This is a genomic window from Leptospira terpstrae serovar Hualin str. LT 11-33 = ATCC 700639 (assembly GCF_000332495.1).
GTDB lineage: Bacteria > Spirochaetota > Leptospiria > Leptospirales > Leptospiraceae > Leptospira_A > Leptospira_A terpstrae.
The window spans coordinates 1-20,500 of sequence record NZ_AOGW02000016.1; the positions used below are offsets into that span (position 1 = coordinate 1).

19 protein-coding genes are annotated in these 20,500 nt (G+C 38.5%); 10 read left to right on the top strand and 9 right to left on the bottom strand.

The window, feature by feature from the left end; translation table 11 throughout:
* Positions 1-245: 245 nt before the first annotated feature.
* Complete coding sequence (locus tag LEP1GSC203_RS15325) at positions 246-1,007, bottom strand: PrsW family glutamic-type intramembrane protease (RefSeq protein ID WP_002975099.1); 762 nt, start codon at positions 1,005-1,007, stop codon at positions 246-248.
* Positions 1,004-2,812, bottom strand: coding sequence for an energy transducer TonB family protein (locus LEP1GSC203_RS15330; protein WP_002974988.1), 1,809 nt, complete (start codon positions 2,810-2,812; stop codon positions 1,004-1,006). The genes LEP1GSC203_RS15325 and LEP1GSC203_RS15330 overlap by 4 nt, the downstream gene beginning before the upstream one ends.
* A 63-nt stretch (positions 2,813-2,875) precedes the next feature.
* On the opposite strand from LEP1GSC203_RS15330, the gene LEP1GSC203_RS15335 reads away from it, so the two are divergent.
* Positions 2,876-4,276, top strand: coding sequence for a glycine--tRNA ligase (locus tag LEP1GSC203_RS15335; RefSeq protein WP_039938197.1), 1,401 nt, complete (start codon positions 2,876-2,878; stop codon positions 4,274-4,276).
* Positions 4,277-4,744: a GNAT family N-acetyltransferase gene (locus tag LEP1GSC203_RS15340; RefSeq protein ID WP_002974997.1), complete on the top strand. Its 468-nt coding sequence runs from the start codon at positions 4,277-4,279 to the stop codon at positions 4,742-4,744.
* 65 nt (positions 4,745-4,809) lie between these two features.
* On the opposite strand, the gene LEP1GSC203_RS15345 is transcribed toward LEP1GSC203_RS15340, so the two are convergent.
* Positions 4,810-5,532, bottom strand: a complete 723-nt coding sequence (locus tag LEP1GSC203_RS15345) for a TetR/AcrR family transcriptional regulator (protein ID WP_002975093.1) — start codon at positions 5,530-5,532, stop codon at positions 4,810-4,812.
* A gap of 183 nt (positions 5,533-5,715) precedes the next feature.
* On the opposite strand from LEP1GSC203_RS15345, the gene LEP1GSC203_RS15350 reads away from it, so the two are divergent.
* The 4 genes from LEP1GSC203_RS15350 to LEP1GSC203_RS15365 all read left to right on the top strand — a co-directional run bounded on the left by LEP1GSC203_RS15350 (position 5,716) and on the right by LEP1GSC203_RS15365 (position 9,702).
* Complete coding sequence (locus LEP1GSC203_RS15350; RefSeq protein WP_002975088.1) at positions 5,716-6,645, top strand: esterase/lipase family protein; 930 nt, start codon at positions 5,716-5,718, stop codon at positions 6,643-6,645.
* Between the two features lie 94 nt (positions 6,646-6,739).
* Positions 6,740-7,789, top strand: coding sequence for a lipase secretion chaperone (locus tag LEP1GSC203_RS15355; protein WP_002975069.1), 1,050 nt, complete (start codon positions 6,740-6,742; stop codon positions 7,787-7,789).
* On the top strand, positions 7,758-9,380 hold the full coding sequence (gene lnt / locus LEP1GSC203_RS15360; RefSeq protein WP_002975169.1) for an apolipoprotein N-acyltransferase: 1,623 nt from the start codon (positions 7,758-7,760) through the stop codon (positions 9,378-9,380). Before LEP1GSC203_RS15355 ends, lnt begins: the two co-directional genes overlap by 32 nt.
* A 25-nt stretch (positions 9,381-9,405) precedes the next feature.
* Entirely contained in the window at positions 9,406-9,702 is a 297-nt protein-coding gene (locus tag LEP1GSC203_RS15365; protein ID WP_002975054.1) for a hypothetical protein, read from the top strand.
* A gap of 84 nt (positions 9,703-9,786) precedes the next feature.
* Here LEP1GSC203_RS15365 and LEP1GSC203_RS15370 read toward each other — a convergent pair whose 3' ends face one another.
* Complete coding sequence (locus tag LEP1GSC203_RS15370) at positions 9,787-11,787, bottom strand: hypothetical protein (protein WP_002975144.1); 2,001 nt, start codon at positions 11,785-11,787, stop codon at positions 9,787-9,789.
* A 115-nt stretch (positions 11,788-11,902) separates the two neighbouring features.
* On the opposite strand from LEP1GSC203_RS15370, the gene LEP1GSC203_RS15375 reads away from it, so the two are divergent.
* Genes LEP1GSC203_RS15375 through LEP1GSC203_RS15390 form a run of 4 tightly spaced genes read left to right on the top strand, consistent with a single transcriptional unit; the run spans position 11,903 to position 16,539 of the window.
* Positions 11,903-13,201 carry an ABC1 kinase family protein gene (locus tag LEP1GSC203_RS15375; RefSeq protein WP_002975031.1) on the top strand — a complete coding sequence of 433 codons (1,299 nt, stop codon included), beginning with the start codon at positions 11,903-11,905 and terminating at the stop codon, positions 13,199-13,201.
* Between the two features lie 9 nt (positions 13,202-13,210).
* A complete protein-coding gene (locus LEP1GSC203_RS15380) occupies positions 13,211-13,450 on the top strand; it encodes a FeoA family protein (RefSeq protein ID WP_002975062.1) in 240 nt (79 codons plus the stop codon).
* On the top strand, positions 13,447-15,516 hold the full coding sequence (feoB, locus tag LEP1GSC203_RS15385) for a ferrous iron transport protein B (RefSeq protein WP_002975002.1): 2,070 nt from the start codon (positions 13,447-13,449) through the stop codon (positions 15,514-15,516). Before LEP1GSC203_RS15380 ends, feoB begins: the two co-directional genes overlap by 4 nt.
* Positions 15,517-15,546: 30 nt before the next feature.
* Positions 15,547-16,539 carry an N-acetylneuraminate synthase family protein gene (locus LEP1GSC203_RS15390; protein WP_002975074.1) on the top strand — a complete coding sequence of 331 codons (993 nt, stop codon included), beginning with the start codon at positions 15,547-15,549 and terminating at the stop codon, positions 16,537-16,539.
* A 14-nt stretch (positions 16,540-16,553) separates the two neighbouring features.
* On the opposite strand, the gene LEP1GSC203_RS15395 is transcribed toward LEP1GSC203_RS15390, so the two are convergent.
* From LEP1GSC203_RS15395 to LEP1GSC203_RS15415, 5 genes are all read right to left on the bottom strand, one after another.
* The gene (locus LEP1GSC203_RS15395) at positions 16,554-17,786 is read right to left on the bottom strand and encodes a vitamin K epoxide reductase/DsbA family protein (RefSeq protein WP_002975070.1); all 1,233 of its coding nucleotides are present in this window, start codon (positions 17,784-17,786) and stop codon (positions 16,554-16,556) included.
* Positions 17,786-18,532, bottom strand: a complete 747-nt coding sequence (gene hisA, locus LEP1GSC203_RS15400; RefSeq protein WP_002975042.1) for a 1-(5-phosphoribosyl)-5-[(5-phosphoribosylamino)methylideneamino]imidazole-4-carboxamide isomerase — start codon at positions 18,530-18,532, stop codon at positions 17,786-17,788. Before hisA ends, LEP1GSC203_RS15395 begins: the two co-directional genes overlap by 1 nt.
* Position 18,533: 1 nt before the next feature.
* A complete protein-coding gene (hisH, locus tag LEP1GSC203_RS15405) occupies positions 18,534-19,160 on the bottom strand; it encodes an imidazole glycerol phosphate synthase subunit HisH (RefSeq protein WP_002975172.1) in 627 nt (208 codons plus the stop codon).
* A complete protein-coding gene (gene hisB / locus LEP1GSC203_RS15410; protein WP_039938200.1) occupies positions 19,157-19,738 on the bottom strand; it encodes an imidazoleglycerol-phosphate dehydratase HisB in 582 nt (193 codons plus the stop codon). The genes hisH and hisB overlap by 4 nt, the downstream gene beginning before the upstream one ends.
* A gap of 261 nt (positions 19,739-19,999) precedes the next feature.
* Positions 20,000-20,470: an LIC11177 family protein gene (locus tag LEP1GSC203_RS15415; RefSeq protein WP_002975086.1), complete on the bottom strand. Its 471-nt coding sequence runs from the start codon at positions 20,468-20,470 to the stop codon at positions 20,000-20,002.
* Positions 20,471-20,500: the final 30 nt, after the last annotated feature.

Here is a 20,500-nt window from a genome sequence, read left to right on the forward strand (position 1 = left end):
ACGCACACACTAATTTACGCACACTTTACTTTAATTGAATTTCCTATGTAATCAATCATTTCAGGATCATTTGTTTCGAGTAATGTTACCTGGTAAGAACAAGGACCTGTCCAAACAATTTTTTCTTTCAAAAACACCAGTATGGAAACGGGAACAACGAATTGTTCCTTCTTTTGTTAAATTCATATTACTGGAATGAATTGAGAATACAAATAATAAACTAATTGCAATCAGCGTTATATATTTCATTCAACGACCGCAGACTTATTGATAGTGATCAAAAAATCTTTTTTTATATCTACTAACTCACGCCAATCATTCACTACCCAAACCCAAATTCCTACAAATAGGGATGTGGCAATCCAAAGTCCAATGGTGGAACCGGGTATCAAAAGAAAATCAACTACCCCGTGTTGCATGACTGCTAACACAAATCCAAAACCAATGTATAACCTTTTGCTCGCAGAATCCATTTTCGTGTTACTCTTTAGTAAAAACATTGAAAAACAAAGATTGATAAGCAAATGGATGTTAGAAGAATGAACTGTCCGAGCAAAAAATAGATCTAACTTTTTTTCGTCCGGTTCTCTTGCAATATAATGTGTGTTTTCGATAAAAGAAAACCCCATCGCTACAAAAGATCCAAACAATACTACATTAGGAGAAAAGGTTTTAGTTTTTTTATCATAACCCAACACAAAAGACAAAATCATAATAAAAAAGATTTTGAATGTTTCTTCGGTGATCCCTGCTTGTATGAAAGCCAGATGGGCTGTTTGAGAAAGAAGACTTATTTTTTTCTTTGGCATAAAATCAGTTTCTGGCCAAAGGATAGGATGGAGTCTAAGGATGAGATCTGTGGACAACCAACCAAAAAACAATGCCAAAAGAATTCCTAATACTTCCTGCCAACCTTTCTTAGGTTTGTATGCTTTCCATATGACGATGGCCCAAGGAAGAACCGTAAGCGATCCAATCAAATAATCAATAGAACCAACTTCTTTCATTCTGATAACTCTTCCATATAACGGCCGTCAAATAAGTTGATCATTTCTTTTTGTAAGGGGGTGGGAACAAATTCAGGGTCAATCGGACCATTCCAGAATAACTCAGTCACTCGAATGTCATTTTTGGTTCCCGGCGGTGGCATCAGTGGACCCAAACTCTCCACAAGTTGTAAGGTCCGTAAATCTTGGTCTGGGTAATCAGAGGCTTCCACAAGTTCTACATCAATCACATCCCCATCTTGAGTGATCGTGTAGGCAACTACAGAAGAATATGGATGCGGGGCTTTTGCCCAGTAGTCCATATAACTTTCGGGAATACGCATCTTAGCTGAGATATAATTAGAGTAAGTTGGTGGAACTTTTTTCCCGCGAATTTTTTTGATATAACCTTTGACCGGGCCATTGTCTGCGACTTTCTCGTTGGAGATTTTTTCCCCTTTCTCTTTGTTTTCTGTTTCATTTCCAGTAACAATTCCCCCGTTGAGTCCTTTGGTATCGTCGGGGACATTGGGATCAATAAAATAGAATTCCATTTTTTCTGGCCGGTAATGTTCATTTTTTTGAGAAGACTGGTCTTTCTTTTTATTCCTTTGGAGAGTGATAGGAATCAGAAAAACTAGAGAAATCAAGATCAAATGAAAGAGTAAAGAGAGTGGAAGTACGTTCCGAAAACCTTTGCGTAAACCTGGTTTGAAAAATGGTTCTGACTCCCCAATTTTATCTTCCTTAACGCCTAAGTTTTCCAAACTAAATGATTTTTCGAGTAAGTAAGAAGAGTAAAAATAAATTCCGATTAGTGCCAAAACTGAAAATCCCGCATAAGCTACGTTTTGTGCCGAAATAAAAAAATCTTTATCAGGAACTCCGGGTTTTAATCCAAACCCTGCCAAAAATTGAATTCCAAATATGGGACTTAAGTAAGAGAAAACCCAGACTGCAGAAAACAAAAACAAAAGAAGGGTTAAAAATAAAATAGGGAATCCACGCCAATACTCATAAACATAGACATGTCCAAATCCTGGTAGGATCCGATCTCTAAATTTGGCTTTTTCTTTTACGACTAGTTCCAAACGAAACGGGAAGTGACTCTCTGAAACAACGGCAGCCTTCCATCTTTCTCGAATTCGAATTCCTTCCATATAACTTAGGTAAGGTTTTGCAATCAGAGATGGGATTTTGTTTCTATTAAAACTAAAAAGTAAAATACAAAGAGAAATAGAATAATTAAATACAAATTGGTAAACGTCCACAAGTGGTGCCAGTGGCGAAAGAGATTTATTGGGATGTAATTTTTCGGAGAAATATTGAAATCCGAAATTAAGAAGAAGAGCAAGGAATAATACAAGGAGGAGTGTATCAAATTTTGCATCACGGATTCGCATCTCAGTTCGAATTGTGGAATGTGGATTTTCTGTTTGTAGTTTTGTTTTTCGAACTGTCTCTCTTTTCTGGTTACGACTTCTACTATGGAAGTAGTTTGATATGAGTAATAAAAAACAAAGAACTACAAATCCAAACTTCAACTGAAGGCTTCTAGAATCTTTTGCAAGGAATTCGTTGATCACTCCTTCCCATTCCAAGCCGGACCTGTGAAGAAGTTCCACTGGATAGAATACAATCCAAGAAAGGATATAAACTGCAATGACTGCTAAGGCACGAAGGCGTAACCTGAATTCCCCAGGGAAAGCGAATAGGATTCCAAATGCCAGAAATGGTCCCAAAGAAAACAAGGGGGACATCCAAAGGAAGAAGGTTAAGGATTTTTTAGCCCAGGGAGAGAGTGTTTTTACGTTTGCCGAATCCATTCTTTAGTCTTATCTCAAGGAAAATACTTTGAATTTTCATGGAAAACAAAAAATTTGGCGGATATGGCACAGCCGAAAGAGAAAGAAGAGCAGTCGCTCAAACCCATAGTTGCAGTCTCCAAACGAAGAGGCTTTGTTTTCCCAGGATCCGAAATTTACGGAGGCCTCTCCAACACATTTGACTATGGACCGAACGGAATCGAAGTATTAAACAACCTAAAACGACTTTGGTGGGAATACTTTGTGCACAGAAGGGACGATGTTTTGGGGCTTGATTCCTCCATCCTCCTCCACCCTCGCGTTTGGGAAGCCTCTGGCCATATTTCCAACTTCAATGACCCGCTGATGGACTGCAAAAAATGCAAAACACGAGTACGCGTGGATAAGTTTTTAGAAGATAAGGAAGGGGAAGGTGCCGCCACCGGAAAAAGTTTAGAAGAACTGACAAATACCATAAGAGACAAAGCTTACGCCTGCCCAACTTGCGGAACGGTGGGAAGTTTTACCGATGCCCGCCAGTTCAATTTAATGTTCAAAACCTCCCACGGTGCTTCCGAAGAAGGAGCCACTGACATTTACCTTCGTCCAGAAACCGCACAAGGGATCTTTATCAATTTTAAAAACGTAACCCAAATTGCTCGGAAAAAAGTTCCCTTTGGAATTGCACAAATTGGAAAGTCCTTTCGAAACGAAATCATGGCTCGCCAATTTATCTTTCGGACTCGAGAATTCGAACAAATGGAGATGGAGTTTTTCTGTGAACCTGGAACTCAAAAAGAATGGTTCACCTACTGGGTAAACTACTGCATGGACTGGCTTGTGAATGTAGTGGGACTAAAAAAAGAAAACCTACGAGTGAGAGAACACGCCAAAGAAGAACTTTCTTTTTACAGTGATTCTACAAGTGATATTGAATACAAATATCCCTTTGGTTGGGGAGAACTCTGGGGTGTTGCTTCTCGGACCGATTATGACCTCACCCAACATGAAACCTTTTCTTCCGAAGATTTGAAATACCATGATTTGGATGCAAAGAAAAAATACCTTCCTTATGTTGTTGAACCCGCACTGGGCTTAAATCGACTTTTCCTTGCGGTTCTTTGTGATGCTTACGAAGAAGAAAAGTTAGAAAAAGATGAAATTCGCACTGTCCTTCGTTTTGGAAAAAGAGTGAGCCCGATGAAAGTGGCTATTTTTCCACTCATGAAAAAAGACGGACTCGATCTTAAGGCCAAAGAAATTTATTCTGAGCTTCGCAACCATTGGTATGTGGATTATGATGACAGTGGTGCGATTGGAAAACGTTACCGTCGTCATGACGAAATCGGAACTCCTTATTGTATCACAGTGGACTACGATACGATGAGTGATGGAACTGTCACCGTCAGAGAAAGAGATTCTATGAAACAAGAGAGAATTCCTGTGACAGAATTAAAAACTTACCTGATCAATCGAATGGTTTAGGTGATTAGAGACTTAAACGAATCTGACAGAAACCAAACCATCGAACTCGTAAACCAGTTTTACCGAAAAGTAAACGAACTCGAGTTAGATGGTTTGTTTCGCATCCGTCCAAGGGCCGCAACTAAATTCACCGACATTTACTTCAAACTGATAGGCACAGGGAAAGTTTATATGCGTGGTTCCTTTGAGGAAACGGAACTTGTATCCTTACTCATTGGCCGAGTCGAAGAAAAACCCCATTTAGAAGAAGAAAGAAGCCTATTTATTGACCTTGCCGTGACCAAACTCGGCAAAAAGAAAAAAGGATATATGACTTCACTTTTGGAAGACGTAGACCAATGGTGCAAAGAAAAGTCCATCCCTGCCATCGAACTAAGAGCCATTTTACAAAATGAAGAGGCAGTTCGCTTCTGGGACAAATCTTCCTTTGAAAGGTTTTATATTCGTTACCGCAAAAGAATTTTATAGAACCTTCCTACCAAAAGAATGATTTCTCTATAAAGAGAATCGCAAAAAAACAAAATTAAAGATTCTTATGCTTTCGCAATTTTTTTTGCGATAGGATTTCCTTTCACTAATCGAAACATCCGAAAGATAGGACCCATTACATTTTTAAACAATGGAAAATTTGAAAGTTTAATGAGTTTAAATATCAACTCTAATGAATCATTCATTAATAGTTTTGTATTGATGTATGACTTGGAAGAATCAGACAACCAAAAGTAAACAAGGCCCATTTGTTCCATCCAAAGTAATTCAGGTAATATCACAGCAAGGTCATCTCTGATTTTTAAACTCGATGTTTCTAAGGCATCACGAATGATACCCACTGCTTCCTCTCGTATAAGGATAGTCTCTGGACTAAAAGGAGAAAGGGAATGGCTTGGGTCTCCTGCATGCCTTGCTAACACTTGCAAAAAGATTTTATAATCAGAAAAACTTTCTAATTGGGTTAGGATTATGAATTTAAGTCTGGCTTTAAAATCCTTTGTGGTTTTGAAGAACTGGGTGGACAGTTGTTTGACATCAATTTGTGACTCTCGATAAAAATGTAAGACAATCTCTTCTTTTGTTTTGAAGTGATAATAAGTTAACCCAAGCGAAACTCGAGCTTCTCTAGCGATCCGACGCATAGTAGCAGGTTCATACCCTTCTTTTCGAAACAAAGAAATCGCAGAATTATAGATTCTCTCCTTAGTGGCTTCTCGTTTAGTCAATGTTTGGTTAGATATTTTTTTAGGAACTGAGTTTGGCATATAGAATAAAACTAAAATTAATTTAAGATAAACTGCAAATTCCGGAAGCGCAAGTAATAACTGAACATGTTCAATTATTACAAAAAACCAGGCTTTTTTTCAAAATGACTACGAAAATATCCTTGCCCCAAATAAGGCAGATTGACACAGTTTTATCTTAGAAAATTCAGAGGTGAAATATTTATGATCCGAAAAGGTCTTTTAGCCATTTTTATCACAGTTGCTTTAGCAAGCCCCGTTCTCGCTAGTTCCGGTTCTTCTTCAAAACCACTTGCCGGTACTTACCCTATCATCCTTTCTCATGGCCTTTTCGGCTGGGGCGAAAACTCCGGTGGAATCATTAGCATTGTAAATTACTGGGGTGGAACAGACGATTACCTTAGAAGCCAAGGTGCTACCGTATTTGCTCCAGGTAAAACGGCAGCAAACTCCAATGAAGTCCGTGCTGGGGAATTGAAAGCAGCCATCCTGACTTATGCTGCTGCCACAAACTACACAGGGAAATTCCATATCCTTGGCCACTCCCAAGGTGGACTCGATAGTCGTTATATGGTTTCAAACCTTGGACTTTCAGGACGTACGGCATCCCTCACAACTCTCAATACTCCACACTACGGATCTCCCATTGCAGATATCATTAAAACTGTGCTTCCAGGTTGGATCCAACCATTTGTGGCAAGCATTGTTGAAACTCTTGTCAAAGTAGTTTACGGTGGAACCAACCAACAAAACGCTTTGGCAGCATTGTCTTCTTTAACCAAAGAAGGACTTAGTTCTTTCAACGCCTACACTCCAAACAAAACTGGTGTGAAGTATTTCTCTTACGGATCTTACATCACTCTTCCTGACCTCATCCAACACCCGCTGATGGGAATCCTTCACCCTGCTTGTGCCGCTGGTGGACTTTTCCAAGGCCAAGGTGCTACTAACGACGGACTCGTTCCGCTTTCTTCTCAAAAATGGGGAACTTGGAAAGGTGGACCATCTTATGGAATCTTCACTACTGGTGTAGACCATTTGCAGGCTTCCAACACTCTTCGATCTGGAAGTCTCTGGTATGATGTAGAAGGTTACTATCTAAACATTGCTTCCAACATGAAGGCCAATCAGTAAATAGATCCGATGATTTTTCGAAAACCCAAGCGTTTGCTTGGGTTTTTTTGTTTGCAGAACTTTCCATCCACCTTTTACTACAATACCATCTCCCATGAATGTTAAAAATTTACGTTACCTTAGTTACGGCATTGGAGCTTTACTCCTTGTTTACATTATCTTTCGCACCTTTAGTCCCAACACAATGGAATCCACAAATGATGAAAATCCGAATGATAAAGCAGAATCTTACTTTCGCACCCAAAGCGATGGATTTTCTGTAGACCCTTTTTATTTAGAATCAGCAAAGACCATCTTTACTGCGGATGGACAGTTTTTACGATTTGAGGATATCCTCTCTCGTGCAAAATCAGGAGAACTAAATTTAGTCTCTGAACTTTGGAACTTACGTAGGCAATGTCCTGAAGGAAGCACAAGGGAACAATGCCATGAATACATTAAAGCATTTATCCAAAATGAATACAGTGGAGAAGACGCCAAACGATTGATTGGTATGTTATCCAATTATTTAAAGTACGAAGAAGCAATGGTTCAATTAGATCCAACAAGTAAATCATACACAAACCAAGAAAGATATGAACAAATCAAACAACTGAGAAGGAAGTATTTTGCTAAAGAAGATGCAGAACTCATCTTCGGCTTAGAAGAAGCCACAGCTGATTTTAGTTTTAATAGAAAAAATTTCCTGGATGAAACCAAAAATCTAAAGGCAGACGAAAGAATTCGTTTGTATGAAGACTATCGCAAAAAATCCTTTGGAACTTTCTATAACGCAGTGGCAGCAAGAGAACCTAAGTTTGATAAATTTGAAACTGAAATGGATCTCAGACAAAATGAACTTTCTAAGTTATCTGGAACCGAACGAGAGACAAAAGAAAAAGAAGTTCGGATTCGTTACTTTGGTAAAGATGGAAACGACCGGATGGAAAAGGTTTTAAAAGAAATGAAAGAGGAGGAGGAAAAAATTTCGAAATTACAAGTGGAAGAAAAAAACCTTCTAAAAGCTTATCCTAATCTTTCAGAATCGGAGCGTGAAAAAAAATTAATGGAGCTTAGAGTGCAAACCTTAGGTTCTAAGGAATTGGCAGAGGAATATTCAAGAAGAATGGAATATGAGAAAACACTCAAAAATTCCGGAAATTAAATACCCTCTTCTTTTACTCCTACCAGCTGCGATATTTTTTGCCCTGGCACTCGAACCCTTCGGATTTGCCTCTGCAGGGTTTGTTTGTATTTTCCTAATTCTTTATTTCACCAAACAACTCACAATTGTATCCAGTGGGAAAAAAACACTGCTTGCGACTTTTCTTTTTTCTAGTTTTGTGACTCTCACTAGTTTCTATTGGATTTGGAATGCGATTCGTAATATTTCCGGGCAGGGAGTTGTCATTTCCTCTCTCCTATTTTTAGTGTATGCACTCGTTTCCTTTTATAAAGTGGGAATCATTTTTTTTGGGTCAGTTTATCTCACAAAATTTCGCAACATCAAGGACTCACATTTTTTATTATTTGTCATCCCTTCTCTTTTCTTAATCTCTGATTGGATTTGTCCCATGATCTTTCCTGTGTATTGGGGAGATTTATTTCGGAACAATATACTATGGCGACAGATGGCAAGGTTAGGAACTGAGGTCCTGGGATTTGTCTCCGTTATTTCTACATCCCTTATCTATTTGATGATTCTAAAATCCGATAAAGGTATTCGAACTTATAGCCTATACCTTTTCCCAATTTTTTGTTTTTTCTCACTCAATTTATACTTTCTTTCAGAAACCATCCCCCAAGGCCCAACTCTCCATCTCGCATTACTACAACCAAACACAGAATATGCGAAAAGAGAAGTTCAGGAAAACCATGCCTGGATGACAAAAACCATTCAATCAGTCTATGATATTGGTTTGGAGGCCATTCGTAATTCTCCAAAACCAATTGATTTACTCGTGATGCCAGAGTCCGCCATTCCATTTCTGGGAACCCTTGATTCCAAGGATACCGAATCAACATATAGCAAAAGTTTTGTGGATGTCACGGAGAGTCTTGTCCGATTCAATAATGCACCCCTTGTATTTAATGAACTGGTCTCAGACCAAGGATCGAGAAACTCCCTCACCCTACTGCATCCTATCTCCATGGTTTCAGAACGGAGATACAAACAAGTCTTACTTCCTTTTGGAGAGTATTTACCAGGAGAAAAACAAATTCCCTGGCTCCGAATTTTATTACCGGAGACAAGTCACCATGTTCCCGGAAAACTAACAGACGCTTTAGGGTTTCAAACCAAAACGGGCGAAATAGTTACATTTAGTCCGCTCGTGTGTTATGAAGTAATGTATCCTGAATTAATTCGTAAAATGATGGTTCATTCCCCCTCGGAATTCATTCTCAATCTCACTAACGATTCTTGGTTTGAAAGTCTTACGGAAACACAACAACATGCAGGGGCGGGAAGGCTTCGCTCCATAGAATCTGGAAGGCCTGTTGTGCGAGTAGCAGTGACAGGCCTCACAACTGCTTATGATCCCTGGGGACGAGAGATGATGGGTGAATTACAAACATTCCAAAAAGCCATTGGGTATTTGGATTTGCCGACAGTATTAAAGGAAAGAACAACTCCTTATATCCAAATTGGTCCGAGTCCTTGGCGAATCATGGCCGTTTTTCTTCTATTTTTTGTTTTTTTCCGTAGTCCACGTCGGATACTCCCTCATAAAATGAAAAATGAAATTGAAATTTAGGTAAGGAAAGAAAGGCTATTCGAATATGGAATGGGAAAAAATACTTCGCGATGCAGTCAAAGAAAACTCAATTAAGGAATTGTATCTCCGAAAGGTACCTTCTTTAAAGACCTGCGAAGATTGGAATAAGGTCGTGGAAGTGGGAATGGTAGACCACAAAACGAAGTATGCTTATTATAAGGGTGGTCTTGTAAAATATGGAGAAAGATTGTTTTTTGTAACCCAAGAACGTTTGGATGCAGTCTCTCCCTTTCGTAAATGGGATTTTAAAAACAAAATCAAAGTCACTGATCCGGAACTCACGGTCGGCGAAAAAAAATAAGTCAATTTCTTTCGATTTGGCATGTTTCTAAAAAAAAAGACCAACACATGTTGGTCTTTTTCGTTTATGGGGAGTTTTTACATACTACCGATTCAATCGGATGATCATATTTAATTTTTCTGAGATGGCAATCACTTCCATCACTTTGGATTTCTCAATAATGATTCCCGTTGGGCTCACTTCTTCCAATACAAACTTTTTCCCTTTGATCTGACCGAGGAGTAGTTCCATCACTTGTGAGTCTTTGGTTCTAAGTAGAACCGAGTCCTCTGTAATAGTCACAATGGGTAGATTATTTCCCCAATCATCGAGTAAGAAGAGTAAGTTTTGTGCGAGTTCCGCTTTAGAGGATTCACGTAAGAAATGAATGAAAGTTTCTTTGTCGTACCCAAGGAGAATTCCCAATTGGAAACTATCTTTCGTAAGTAAAAAAGTATAAACTCTGTCGTAGTCTTTCAACTCACAGAATGCTTTTAACAAATGAATTCCATGCAAAGACACTCGATCTGGGAATGCAATGATCGAGAAGTCAGGGTTAATGGTGATTCCACCTTTTTCTGTGACAGTCACGAGAGCTTCATGGTTGAAGTAATGAGCTCCCAGTTCCGAAAGGCTTAAGTTTCGTTGCGGGTATTCCACTTCGATGAGGCCAAACAGTTGTAAGTAGAAAATAGCAGAAATGATTTCTTTTCTTAAATCAGCCAAATCTTCTTCGTAAGTTTTGATTTGGAAAGTAGGTGAAAAAACCAAATGGTCACGAATGATATGAGAAAAGATAACTGATGTGTTGATCTTTCCGTGTGCCATGATGAGTTTTACTGTTTTGTCTAAAATTCCTTTTTCGTAGAAAGGAACCTCAGTAGCAGTAAATACTTCAGCAGGATTTAGACGACGAGTCCTTGCTTCATTCACTTCATGAATCACAAGTTTCATGATTTCAAAGATATCTTTCTTTAGAAATTCATCTGTATCCTGAACTAGAATTACATTCTCACCTTTGATATCTACATAACCCAAGAGTTTCAAGATAGGAAGAATGAGCTCAATTTGGTAAACTTGGCTCTTTTCAGGGAAAATTTCAATATCAGGAGATAAAAGTTCCGTTTCCGTTCTTTTATGATCTGCCTGTTTGATTTTTCCTGATTTCGCAAGGTTCAAACCTTTACGGGAAATATAAGAAATGAGTTTTTTAACGTTTAAGAAAAAATCAAGGCCATTGGCAGAAATTTTTTCCTGACGAACTCGAGTGCCTTTTTTTACCGGAGGTAAAATAGGGGAAAATTGCAAATGATCTAAAATTTCTTTCGGAATCACAATGACCCGAATGAATTTATCTTCTACATAATATAAATCACGTACAAGGTAAAGAGATGTTAGATGAGGAATAGTTTGTTCAAACCTACCTCGGTTCACAGTAATATAGTTACGGATTGTATCCGCTTCAATCACACCACCATGAATATAAATCTGATGAAGAACGTCTTTGTCAAAATCAGATAGTTCATCGATTAGCTTTTGAAGGAATTCTGCATCGAGAGCATTCTTTAAGAATGTTTCAATGTGTTCGCCTTTTTTAGCACCAACTGCTTCTTTCCATTCCTCAGGAAGTTCCGCAAGAGTTGCTTTGTGTAAAGCCTTCTCAATGGAGAACTTAAACTTCTCACCCTTTGGATTTGTTTCTACCTTAATGAGTCTTAAGTATTCATCATAGGTATGGTATTTGTCTAAATTGTTAGTTAGGCGTTCGCGATTCTTTCTTTGGTATAGTAGATAGTATTTGCGGAGAACATTTAGTTCCATCTCCACGTTGATAGGTGGAATGTTGACCTTTCTCGAAATTTCTCCGAGTGTCATCACCCCTTTGTTCTTTAAAATGGATGTTAGAATATTGACTTGTAAAGGGGTGAACTTTTCCAGGATCCCTTTTAGGTAAAACTCGTTCTGGAAAGTCTCCATGAGGCCCAAAATTGTCGATTTTTTGTCCTTTCCCGGGATCTTTTGGATGTTCCAAAGGCTTGCGATTTTTTTGATCTCGTTGAGATCGAGTTTCTCTAACTCTTGGTACAGGACAGTTTCTTGGCTCATGGGTGCGATTTGATAAGTTTTTGTTTGAGACCTATTCCTGCAACTCTATTTCAATTGCAGAAGCGAAGGGGATTTTCTCGTTTCCAATCCCGATTTAGGTCTCAAACTAGGGCGTATGGATTCCCTTTCTGAACTTGTTTCTTTTGGTTGGCAATCAAGCCTTCGAGTCGCTCATTCCAGTTTTGTGTTCACTTCCAAGGCGATAGGGATTCTCACCCAGCTAGCGAAAGGACAACCCAATCACAGAGACATTGCGATCACCCTAAGAGAAGCATTTGCAAACCTTGGTGCCACCTACATCAAATTAGGTCAGTTCATAGCCAGTGCCCCTTCCCTCTTTCCCAAAGAGTATGTAGAGGAAATGCAGGCCTGTTTGGATTCTGTCCGCCCCGTTGCCTTCCGGGACATACGATCCTCCGTAGAACGGGAATTGGGTGGAAAATTAGAATCGTTATTCCATAGTTTTGAAGAATCTCCTCTAGCCTCTGCCTCCATTGCACAAGTCCATGCGGCCGTCACCAAAGAAGGTCTTGATGTCGTTGTCAAGGTCCAGAGGCCTGATGTCCACCTAACGTTAAAAACTGATATGCAGATTTTAGGAATCCTTACTAAAATTTTGGAGTTCATTGCACCTGAATTTAAAAAATCCGGACTTACTGCAATGTTTGATGAATTCCAAATTTCTATTTTACAAGAAATTGATTTTATCCAAGAAGCAAAGAATATTGAAGAGTTTGAAGAATACTTATTACGAGTGAAAGAATCTAGAGCCAGAGTTCCCCGAGTTTATCATACTCTTTCCACAAAAAAAGTTTTGACCATGGAACGATTCTATGGTGTCCCCATTACCGACGAAGCGGGTCTACGGAAATTCACAAACAATCCAAGAAAGGTTTTAAGTGATGCACTCGAGATTTGGTTTTCTTCTTTATCCAACCAAGGTTTTTTTCATGCGGATGTCCATGCAGGAAACTTAATGATTCTAAAGGATGGAACCATTGGTTTTATTGACTTTGGAATTGTGGGTAGGATCTCTCCTAAAATCTGGAAGGGACTTATGTTATTTACCCAAGGAATTGGAATTGGTGAACCTACATTAGTGGCTCAAGGTTTGGTCGAAATGGATTCAACTGATAGCGGTGTAAACCCTACGCTACTTGCAAAAGAATTAGATTCAGTTTTTAATGAATTAGAATCAGTTTATGTTCATTTGACCGACAATGAGATGTTTGACGAATCCAGGGTAAATCGAATCATGTATGACATGAAGGAAATAGCCGAAAAAAATGGATTAAAAATCCCAAGAGAGTTCGCTCTCCTCATGAAACAAATGTTATACTTTGATCGTTATGTAAAATCCATGGCTCCTGAAATCAACCTATTCCGCGACTCACAGAAATTTGCAATCTCGTAAACCAAAAACATGACAATACAAGATTTAAAAATTGGAGAAACAGCGGAGATAGTTTCTTTGGATTCTAAACTACTTCCCAAACCCATGTTAACTGAGTTACTAGAACTCGGCTTTTTCCCAGGTGCAGTAATCACACTCAAACACAAATCATTGTTACTTGGTAAAATGGTTTGTACCTTGAGCGGAACAACCATTGCTTTACGAATCAATGATGGGAATGCAATAGAAATTAAATTAAGACAAACATGAAAGAAAAACGAATTTATTTAGTTGGAAATCCCAATTGCGGAAAATCAACTCTCTTTAACCAACTTACAGGCCTCAAACAAAAAACCGGAAACTTTAGTGGAGTCACAGTCGAAAAAAGAGAAGGCATCCTAAGCTTAGATGATTCTGACTGGATTATCACCGACTTACCAGGGACATACGGTCTTGGTGGAATTGCAGAAGATAAAAAAATTGCCTACGAAATTTTACTTTCTAGAAAACCGGAAGAACAAGTCATTTATGTTTTGGATGCTTTAAACTTAGAGCGGGGTCTTCAGTTTTTACTTCAAATCATTGATATGGGAGTTCCTGCAATAGTGGTACTTACCATGAAAGATGTTTTAGAAAAAAAAAGAATCCAATTGGATCTCGAAAAACTAAAAAAATCGATAGGACTCCAATTTATTTTGGTAAATGCAAAATCGGGTGAAGGAATTGATACCTTAAAAGAAGTATTAAAAAACCCAAATAGTTTTCAGAAACGCACTCGTTTATGGACTTGGGGATCGAAAGAGGAATCTTTTTTAACCTTAGCAAAACGAAAGCTCGGAATTACAACAAACGAAGCAGAATTCTTTTTGTCTCAATCTCTAAAATATATAAATAAAGATCCACATTTAAGTGAAGAACGTTATTTCTCTAAGTTTCCCGAAGATACAAAACACTGGTTACGAACAGAGGTAGAGGGAAAAGGTTTTTCCTTTTATTACCAAGAAGAAATGATTTATCGGTCTTTCTTTATTAAAAAAGTTTTGGCAGATGTGATTACATATCCGAAATCCACTCCTGGTAGTTGGGAAGAAAAATTGGATTTAGTTTTATTACATCCAATTTTTGGATTTGTATGTTTTTTTCTTTTGATGGGACTTCTTTTCCAAAGTTTATTTAGTTTTGCCGAACTTCCTATGGACCTCATAGAATCAGGGATCACAAACTTACAATTGTTTGTGGAATCTTTCTTAAGTGAAGGTCTATTCAGATCTTTGGTGGCCGAAGGAATTATTGGAGGAGTGGGAAGTGTGATTGTTTTTATTCCTCAAATTGCTCTTCTCTTTTTATTTATCGGAATATTAGAAGAGTCAGGTTATTTAGCCCGCGCCAGTTTTTTAATGGATCGGATTATGGGTAAATTTGGTCTCTCTGGAAAATCCTTTATCCCTTTGTTATCTTCTGCGGCCTGTGCGGTTCCTGCAATCCTTGGAACAAGAACCATCGAAAATAAATCTGACCGTTTTACAACGATTATGGTGTCACCACTTGTGATGTGTTCCGCAAGGTATCCGGTATATATTTTAATTGTGGGAACAGTATTTAGTTTTCCACCTGTATTTGGAATTTTTAATATCCAGGGGTTTGTTTTGTTCTCAATGTTTTTTTTGGGAATGATCACTAGTTTTGGATTTGCTTTACTCTTTCGCAAAACCGTATTCAAAGAAGTTGCTTCCTATTTTGTGATGGAACTTCCAAGATACAACATTCCTTCTATAAAAAGTTTATTTCATACAGTTTATGGAAAGGTAAAATCATTTTTATCTACTGCAGGTCAGATCATTCTATATATTTCTGTGCTTCTTTGGTTTTTAAGCCACTTCCCTGCTGAATATAAAAATAACGAATGGAAAACTAGTCCCATAGAAAGTTCTTATATTGGAACGGTCGGGAAGGTTATGGAACCTGCAATTGAACCTCTTGGTTTTGATTGGAAAATTGGGATTTCCATTATCACTTCCTTTGCTGCCAGAGAAGTGATGGTCTCCACCTTAGCGGTATTATATGGATCGGAAGAAAACGAAGAAGGTGAATCATTACGCTCCACACTTCGTACAGAAACAAGAGCAGATGGAACTCTCGTTTGGACGCCACTTTCTGGTCTTTCTCTTCTAGTATTTTTTGCCTTTGCGAGCCAATGTATGTCCACCCTTGCTGTTACCAAAAAAGAAACAGGGACTATATTTTGGCCGATCGTACAATTTTTATATATGACAACTCTTGCCATTACCGCCTCGTTTCTAATTTTCCAATTGGGAAAAATTTTAGGATTTTCTTAATTTGCCGACAATGAAGGAAAGAAGGGCAACTTGGATTTTAAAATTGGCACAAAAACTTTAACTAGAAAATCAGAACCATATCTGGTAGCAGAAATCGGCCTAAACCATAATGCCGACATGGAAATTGGAAAACGAACGATCGCAAAAGCCAAAGAGTCCGGAGCCCATGCGGTCAAATTCCAAACCTACCGAACCGAAGAGTTTATCGATGAGTCGAATCCCGATGTAAAGTTTCTTTTTGATATATTTAAAACTTATGAATTGAATGAAACCGAACACCTAGAATTGCAAAAGACTGCTCTTGATTTAGGACTCGACTTTTTTTCCACTCCTCTTTGTGAATCCGCAGTAGATCTGTTATGTGGACTGAATGTTCCTATTCTAAAAATAGCATCTGGTGATATTGTCAACCTACCCTTACTTAAAAAATCAGTCCAATCAGGAAAACCACTAATCGTATCCACAGGGGCTGCTTTACCCGAAGAAGTGACGAGAGCTATTTCATTTTTTCAAAATAACCAAACGGAAGTTTGTTTACTCCATTGTGTGTCCATGTATCCCACTCCCTTAAACAAAGTAAACCTTCAGTCCATTCCTTTCTATTTAGATACAACTGATTATGTGGTAGGATTTAGTGACCATTCCGATGGAACTATGGCTTCTTCTGCTGCTTGTGCTTTAGGAGCCGTTGTTTTTGAAAAACACTTCACTTTGGATCGAAACCTAGAAGGGCCCGACCATGGAATTTCTATGGATCCAATTATGTTTTCAAAACTTGCCAATGACTTAAAACAAAGTTTTGAAATGGGTGGGAAGTATGGTAAAAACGCTCATTCAGAAGAAACCAGTGGTTGGTTTTATGGCAGACGGTCTTTATACAAAAAAGGTAGTTCTATTTTGAGCCTAAGGCCAGCATTACACACGAAAGATAAAAATGTTTTGGATTCTTGGGAGATCGATAGAGTGGGAAATCCTTCTGGAATACCAGAAGGACCGGTCCGTTTATCACCTACTTCTAAGTAGGTGATAAATTCAAATTACATTTTTTGGATGATTTGTTCGAGGAGTGTTTTTAGAAAAATTGGATTTGGAGTTCCACTTTCAATCTTTCTATCATTGACATAAAGGGAAGGAGTGGATTGAATATTTAACTTTTCTGCTTCATCAATTTCAGAATTCAATTGGTTTTGTGCTTCTTTGGATGCCATACATGCCTTCAATGAATTCACATTAAGTCCTATCGAATTTGCTAAATTCACTACACTAGATCCAGAGTGAGCCACACCTTTTTCTAAGTTATCATAAAGTCCACGATACATAGGTTCGAACTTTCCTTGTTTGTCAGCACAAATAGCAGCAATGGCAGCGACGCAGGAAGAGGCATCAGGTCTTGGTTGTTGCATCAGACGGTTACAAGTTCCATCTAATGGGAAGTTTTTATAAACCACTCGAACCATTCCATCATATTCGGAAAGCACCGTATGTAAGATATGGCTTGTATGCAAACAATGACCGCAGTTGTAGTCTGCATACTTAACAATAGTTATAGGTGCATCCTTTTTACCAATAAAAGGGGAACCTGCCACTTGGATTCCGAGAGTTGGTTCTTGAAAATATACAGCAATTTTAGATTGGATTTCTTTTGAGTCCATTCCTCTTGAAGTTGCTAAGGTATTGGAATTAGATCCGCTGACCCACATTTTGCTTGATGCATATCCCAACGAAAAACTAAAAAAATAAACGAGACCTAAAGTTGTGATCCCTTCTTTGATTGCCACAGGGAAATTAAGTTTTGGTTTTCCTTCTGTTTTCCAAAGTAAAAACAAAATACCAAGTAAAGCTATTGTTACAATATAAGTAACAAAACAAAGTTGGCAAATGGTTCCGATGATACCCACCGAAATTCCAAAGAGAACCAAGTCAAGAATCAATCCCAAAACTAAAACTGGAAACAGGAGAGAAATGAACTTAGAAACTTCTTCGTTTGATTTGGCTCTGGTCACCAAAAAGAAAGAATAAGCTAACAATCCATAAAAACCAAATCCAAGTAAGGCAATGGGTACGTTCCCTAAAAAAGGAACTCCAGGAATTGCCGAATAAGCACTCTCTGCTACCTTTAAACAAGAGTCACCACCACCTAACGCGGAGCATGCGGAATTGGCTATGTTTTCGGTTCCAACGCCAAAGTATTCGATTGCCAATAGGAAAGAGACAATGAGTCCAATGACTCCACCGATCACTCCTGCTAATGCTAAATTCTTACGATTCATCAATTTTCATTCCTCTTCTTACTTAGAATCCTGATACTTTCTTTTAGGTCCAATTTTCCTTCATAAATGGCTTTTCCAGTAATAGCTCCAAAGAGTTTTCCTTTAGAAGCTTCATACAAATCCACTAAATCCTGCGTTGAAGAGACCCCACCCGAAGCGACAAGTTGCAAATCGGGGAATAAGGATAACAACTCCAAATACACCGCAGTGTTTGGTCCCGCCATCATTCCATCTTTTGATATGTCTGTAAAGATCACATGGCGGATTCCCATTCCATACATAGTTTTTAAAAATTCAGTATATTTAATTCCAGAATTGGTCTCCCAACCTTTGGTTCGAACCAATCCGTCTTTGGCATCCACACCAATCACGATGCGATCCTGGCCAAAAATTTTTAAACCCTCTTCTACAACTTTTGGGTCTTCGACAGCAACAGTTCCTAAAATGAATCGAGTTACCCCTAACCCATCATAAAATTTCATATTTTCAAGAGAACGAATCCCACCGCCTAATTCTAATTCTACGGAACAATTGTCTTTGATTTTACGGATTGCTTTTTCATTTTCTGACTTTCCGGTTTTGGCTGCGTTTAAATCCACAATGTGGATGAGAGTGGCACCTTGTTCTTCAAACACTTGGATCATTTTTTCCGGTTCAGAAGAATACACAGTTTTTTTGGAATAATCGCCCTGGAGTAAACGTACGGCTTCGTTATCTAAAAGATCAATCGCAGGTAATACTAACATATTAAAGTTCTATAAAATTTTTAAGGATTCCGAGTCCCGTTGTATCTGATTTTTCTGGATGGAACTGGGTTCCAAACACAGTTTCTTTTTCCACAACAGCAGGAAAAGACTCTCCATAATAATGACAGTTAGCTGTGATATCCATTCTATCTACACCAACGGGCCGGTAAGAATGGATAAAATACATAAAAGATTCGTTAGGAATTCCTTTGAGTAATTTTGTATTTTTTGCTTTGATATCAAAAAGTTTGTTCCAACCCATGTGCGGAACTTTTAGATTTTGTTTTCCTTCAAACTTTCTAATTTTACCACGAATGAGTCCTAAACCGGGAATGGTGGTTCCTGTTTTGGATGTCTCATCTGAATCTTCAAATAACACTTGATATCCGATACAAATCCCAAGAAGTGATTTTTTAGCTTCTACATGTTCTTTTAAAACAGATGAGAATCCTGCTTCGTTTAAATTTTGCATTGCTTTATCAAAATGTCCGTCGCCCGGCAATATGATTTTATCTGCTTTTTTAACTGTTTCGATATCACTTGTAAATTGAAAATCACTTGTGTATAAAGAAACAGCCTTGAGTAAGGAATGGATATTCCCCATTCCAAAATCTAAAACTGCAATCACTCCAACATACCTTTGGTAGACGGGATTTGATCACTGGCAGCAGCATCAATGGCAATCGCTTGGCGTAATGCCTTACCTAGTCCCTTAAAAATGGACTCGTGGATGTGGTGGCGGTTTTCTCCATAGTGAACCACTACGTGTAAATTCATCTTGGCATTCAGAGCAAATTTTTGAAGGAACTCGAGTGTCAGTTCTGCATCGTAAATTCCGAATTTCCCATCCAAAGGTGGGCCCGTGTATTTAAAATAAAACCTTCCCCCAAGATCCACTGCAACAGTGGTCAGCACTTCATCCATGGGCAAAGTAAAATGACCATAACGAAAGATCCCTTTTTTGTCACCTAACTGGTTGTGGATCATTTGTCCCATAAGGATGGCAGTGTCCTCCACCGAGTGGTGGCAATCGATACCAATATCTCCTCGGAGTTTGAGGTTCATATCAATGAGGCCATGTTTGGAGATATGGGAGAGCATATGCTCAAAAAACGGGATTTCTGTATCGAACTGGTAAACCCCGGTGCCTCGGACGTTTAGGTCGAGCCGGATGTCTGTTTCGGATGTCTTTCTTGATTCCACCATATTCCTAGCATGTTTGGTAGAAAACCCAGGTGTCAAGAGAGAATGTGGGGAGGTTTAAGAGGCGAGGCTTAGAACCCCGGCCAAATCATACCCAACAAACACCCAGAAAAAATAAACCATGGCAATGACAGAAAAGATAAGAATGCGTTTCCAATGTTCCTTCAAAGAAGTCCCTCTATGGAAACCAACAACTACCCGAAAGATTCTTCTCAGTTTTTTAGGGAAATCCTATGGATTTTTTCAAACAAAGGAGAGAAACTTTTATTTCCCAAAACGTTGGTTGAACATACGTACAAGCTCCGAAATGGAATCTTCTACATACTTAAAGTGTTTGGGTTTCATAGGATCCAAGGGCATCATATCATGGATTTTTTTATAACGGTCAAATGACTCACGAATGTATTCCAAATATTTTTGGCTTGTGATTCCATACCGTTTGAATAGAGGTTCGTTCTCTAGGAACATCCTCTTGAAATCATCCGCATAGGTTCCATCGTTTAAGAAGTAGAAACGCAGGTCCGTTTTTGCCTGAGAAAAGGCGATATCAATATTGGTAATGAATTTTGAAGTTTTAGCTGTTTCGGGACTAGTTTCTGGGCTCTGTTCAGACAATTTAGCGGCCGCTTGTTCGATCGCTTTTTGTTCCGAACTACGTTTTTCTTTTTCGAATTCTTTTGCTAATTTTTCGCGTTTGAGAACCTCTTCCACTGAGGATTTCTTGTCTACAGGCATGATTCCATTATCCTCATCTTAAGAGACTGT

Bases quoted from the DNA above. Each gene is read 5' to 3' on its own strand.
- LEP1GSC203_RS15335 (WP_039938197.1), top strand. From the start codon at position 2,876: ATGGCACAGCCGAAAGAGAAAGAAGAGCAGTCGCTCAAACCCATAGTT.
- LEP1GSC203_RS15375 (WP_002975031.1), top strand. From the start codon at position 11,903: ATGGATTCCCTTTCTGAACTTGTTTCTTTTGGTTGGCAATCAAGCCTT.
- LEP1GSC203_RS15350 (WP_002975088.1), top strand. From the start codon at position 5,716: ATGATCCGAAAAGGTCTTTTAGCCATTTTTATCACAGTTGCTTTAGCA.
- hisB (WP_039938200.1), bottom strand. From the start codon at position 19,738: ATGGTGGAATCAAGAAAGACATCCGAAACAGACATCCGGCTCGACCTA.
- LEP1GSC203_RS15370 (WP_002975144.1), bottom strand. From the start codon at position 11,787: ATGAGCCAAGAAACTGTCCTGTACCAAGAGTTAGAGAAACTCGATCTC.
- LEP1GSC203_RS15345 (WP_002975093.1), bottom strand. From the start codon at position 5,532: ATGCCAAACTCAGTTCCTAAAAAAATATCTAACCAAACATTGACTAAA.
- LEP1GSC203_RS15355 (WP_002975069.1), top strand. From the start codon at position 6,740: ATGAATGTTAAAAATTTACGTTACCTTAGTTACGGCATTGGAGCTTTA.
- LEP1GSC203_RS15380 (WP_002975062.1), top strand. From the start codon at position 13,211: ATGACAATACAAGATTTAAAAATTGGAGAAACAGCGGAGATAGTTTCT.
- LEP1GSC203_RS15365 (WP_002975054.1), top strand. From the start codon at position 9,406: ATGGAATGGGAAAAAATACTTCGCGATGCAGTCAAAGAAAACTCAATT.
- feoB (WP_002975002.1), top strand. From the start codon at position 13,447: ATGAAAGAAAAACGAATTTATTTAGTTGGAAATCCCAATTGCGGAAAA.
- LEP1GSC203_RS15395 (WP_002975070.1), bottom strand. From the start codon at position 17,786: ATGAATCGTAAGAATTTAGCATTAGCAGGAGTGATCGGTGGAGTCATT.
- LEP1GSC203_RS15415 (WP_002975086.1), bottom strand. From the start codon at position 20,470: ATGCCTGTAGACAAGAAATCCTCAGTGGAAGAGGTTCTCAAACGCGAA.
- LEP1GSC203_RS15325 (WP_002975099.1), bottom strand. From the start codon at position 1,007: ATGAAAGAAGTTGGTTCTATTGATTATTTGATTGGATCGCTTACGGTT.
- hisA (WP_002975042.1), bottom strand. From the start codon at position 18,532: ATGTTAGTATTACCTGCGATTGATCTTTTAGATAACGAAGCCGTACGT.
- LEP1GSC203_RS15330 (WP_002974988.1), bottom strand. From the start codon at position 2,812: ATGGATTCGGCAAACGTAAAAACACTCTCTCCCTGGGCTAAAAAATCC.
- lnt (WP_002975169.1), top strand. From the start codon at position 7,758: ATGAGAAAACACTCAAAAATTCCGGAAATTAAATACCCTCTTCTTTTA.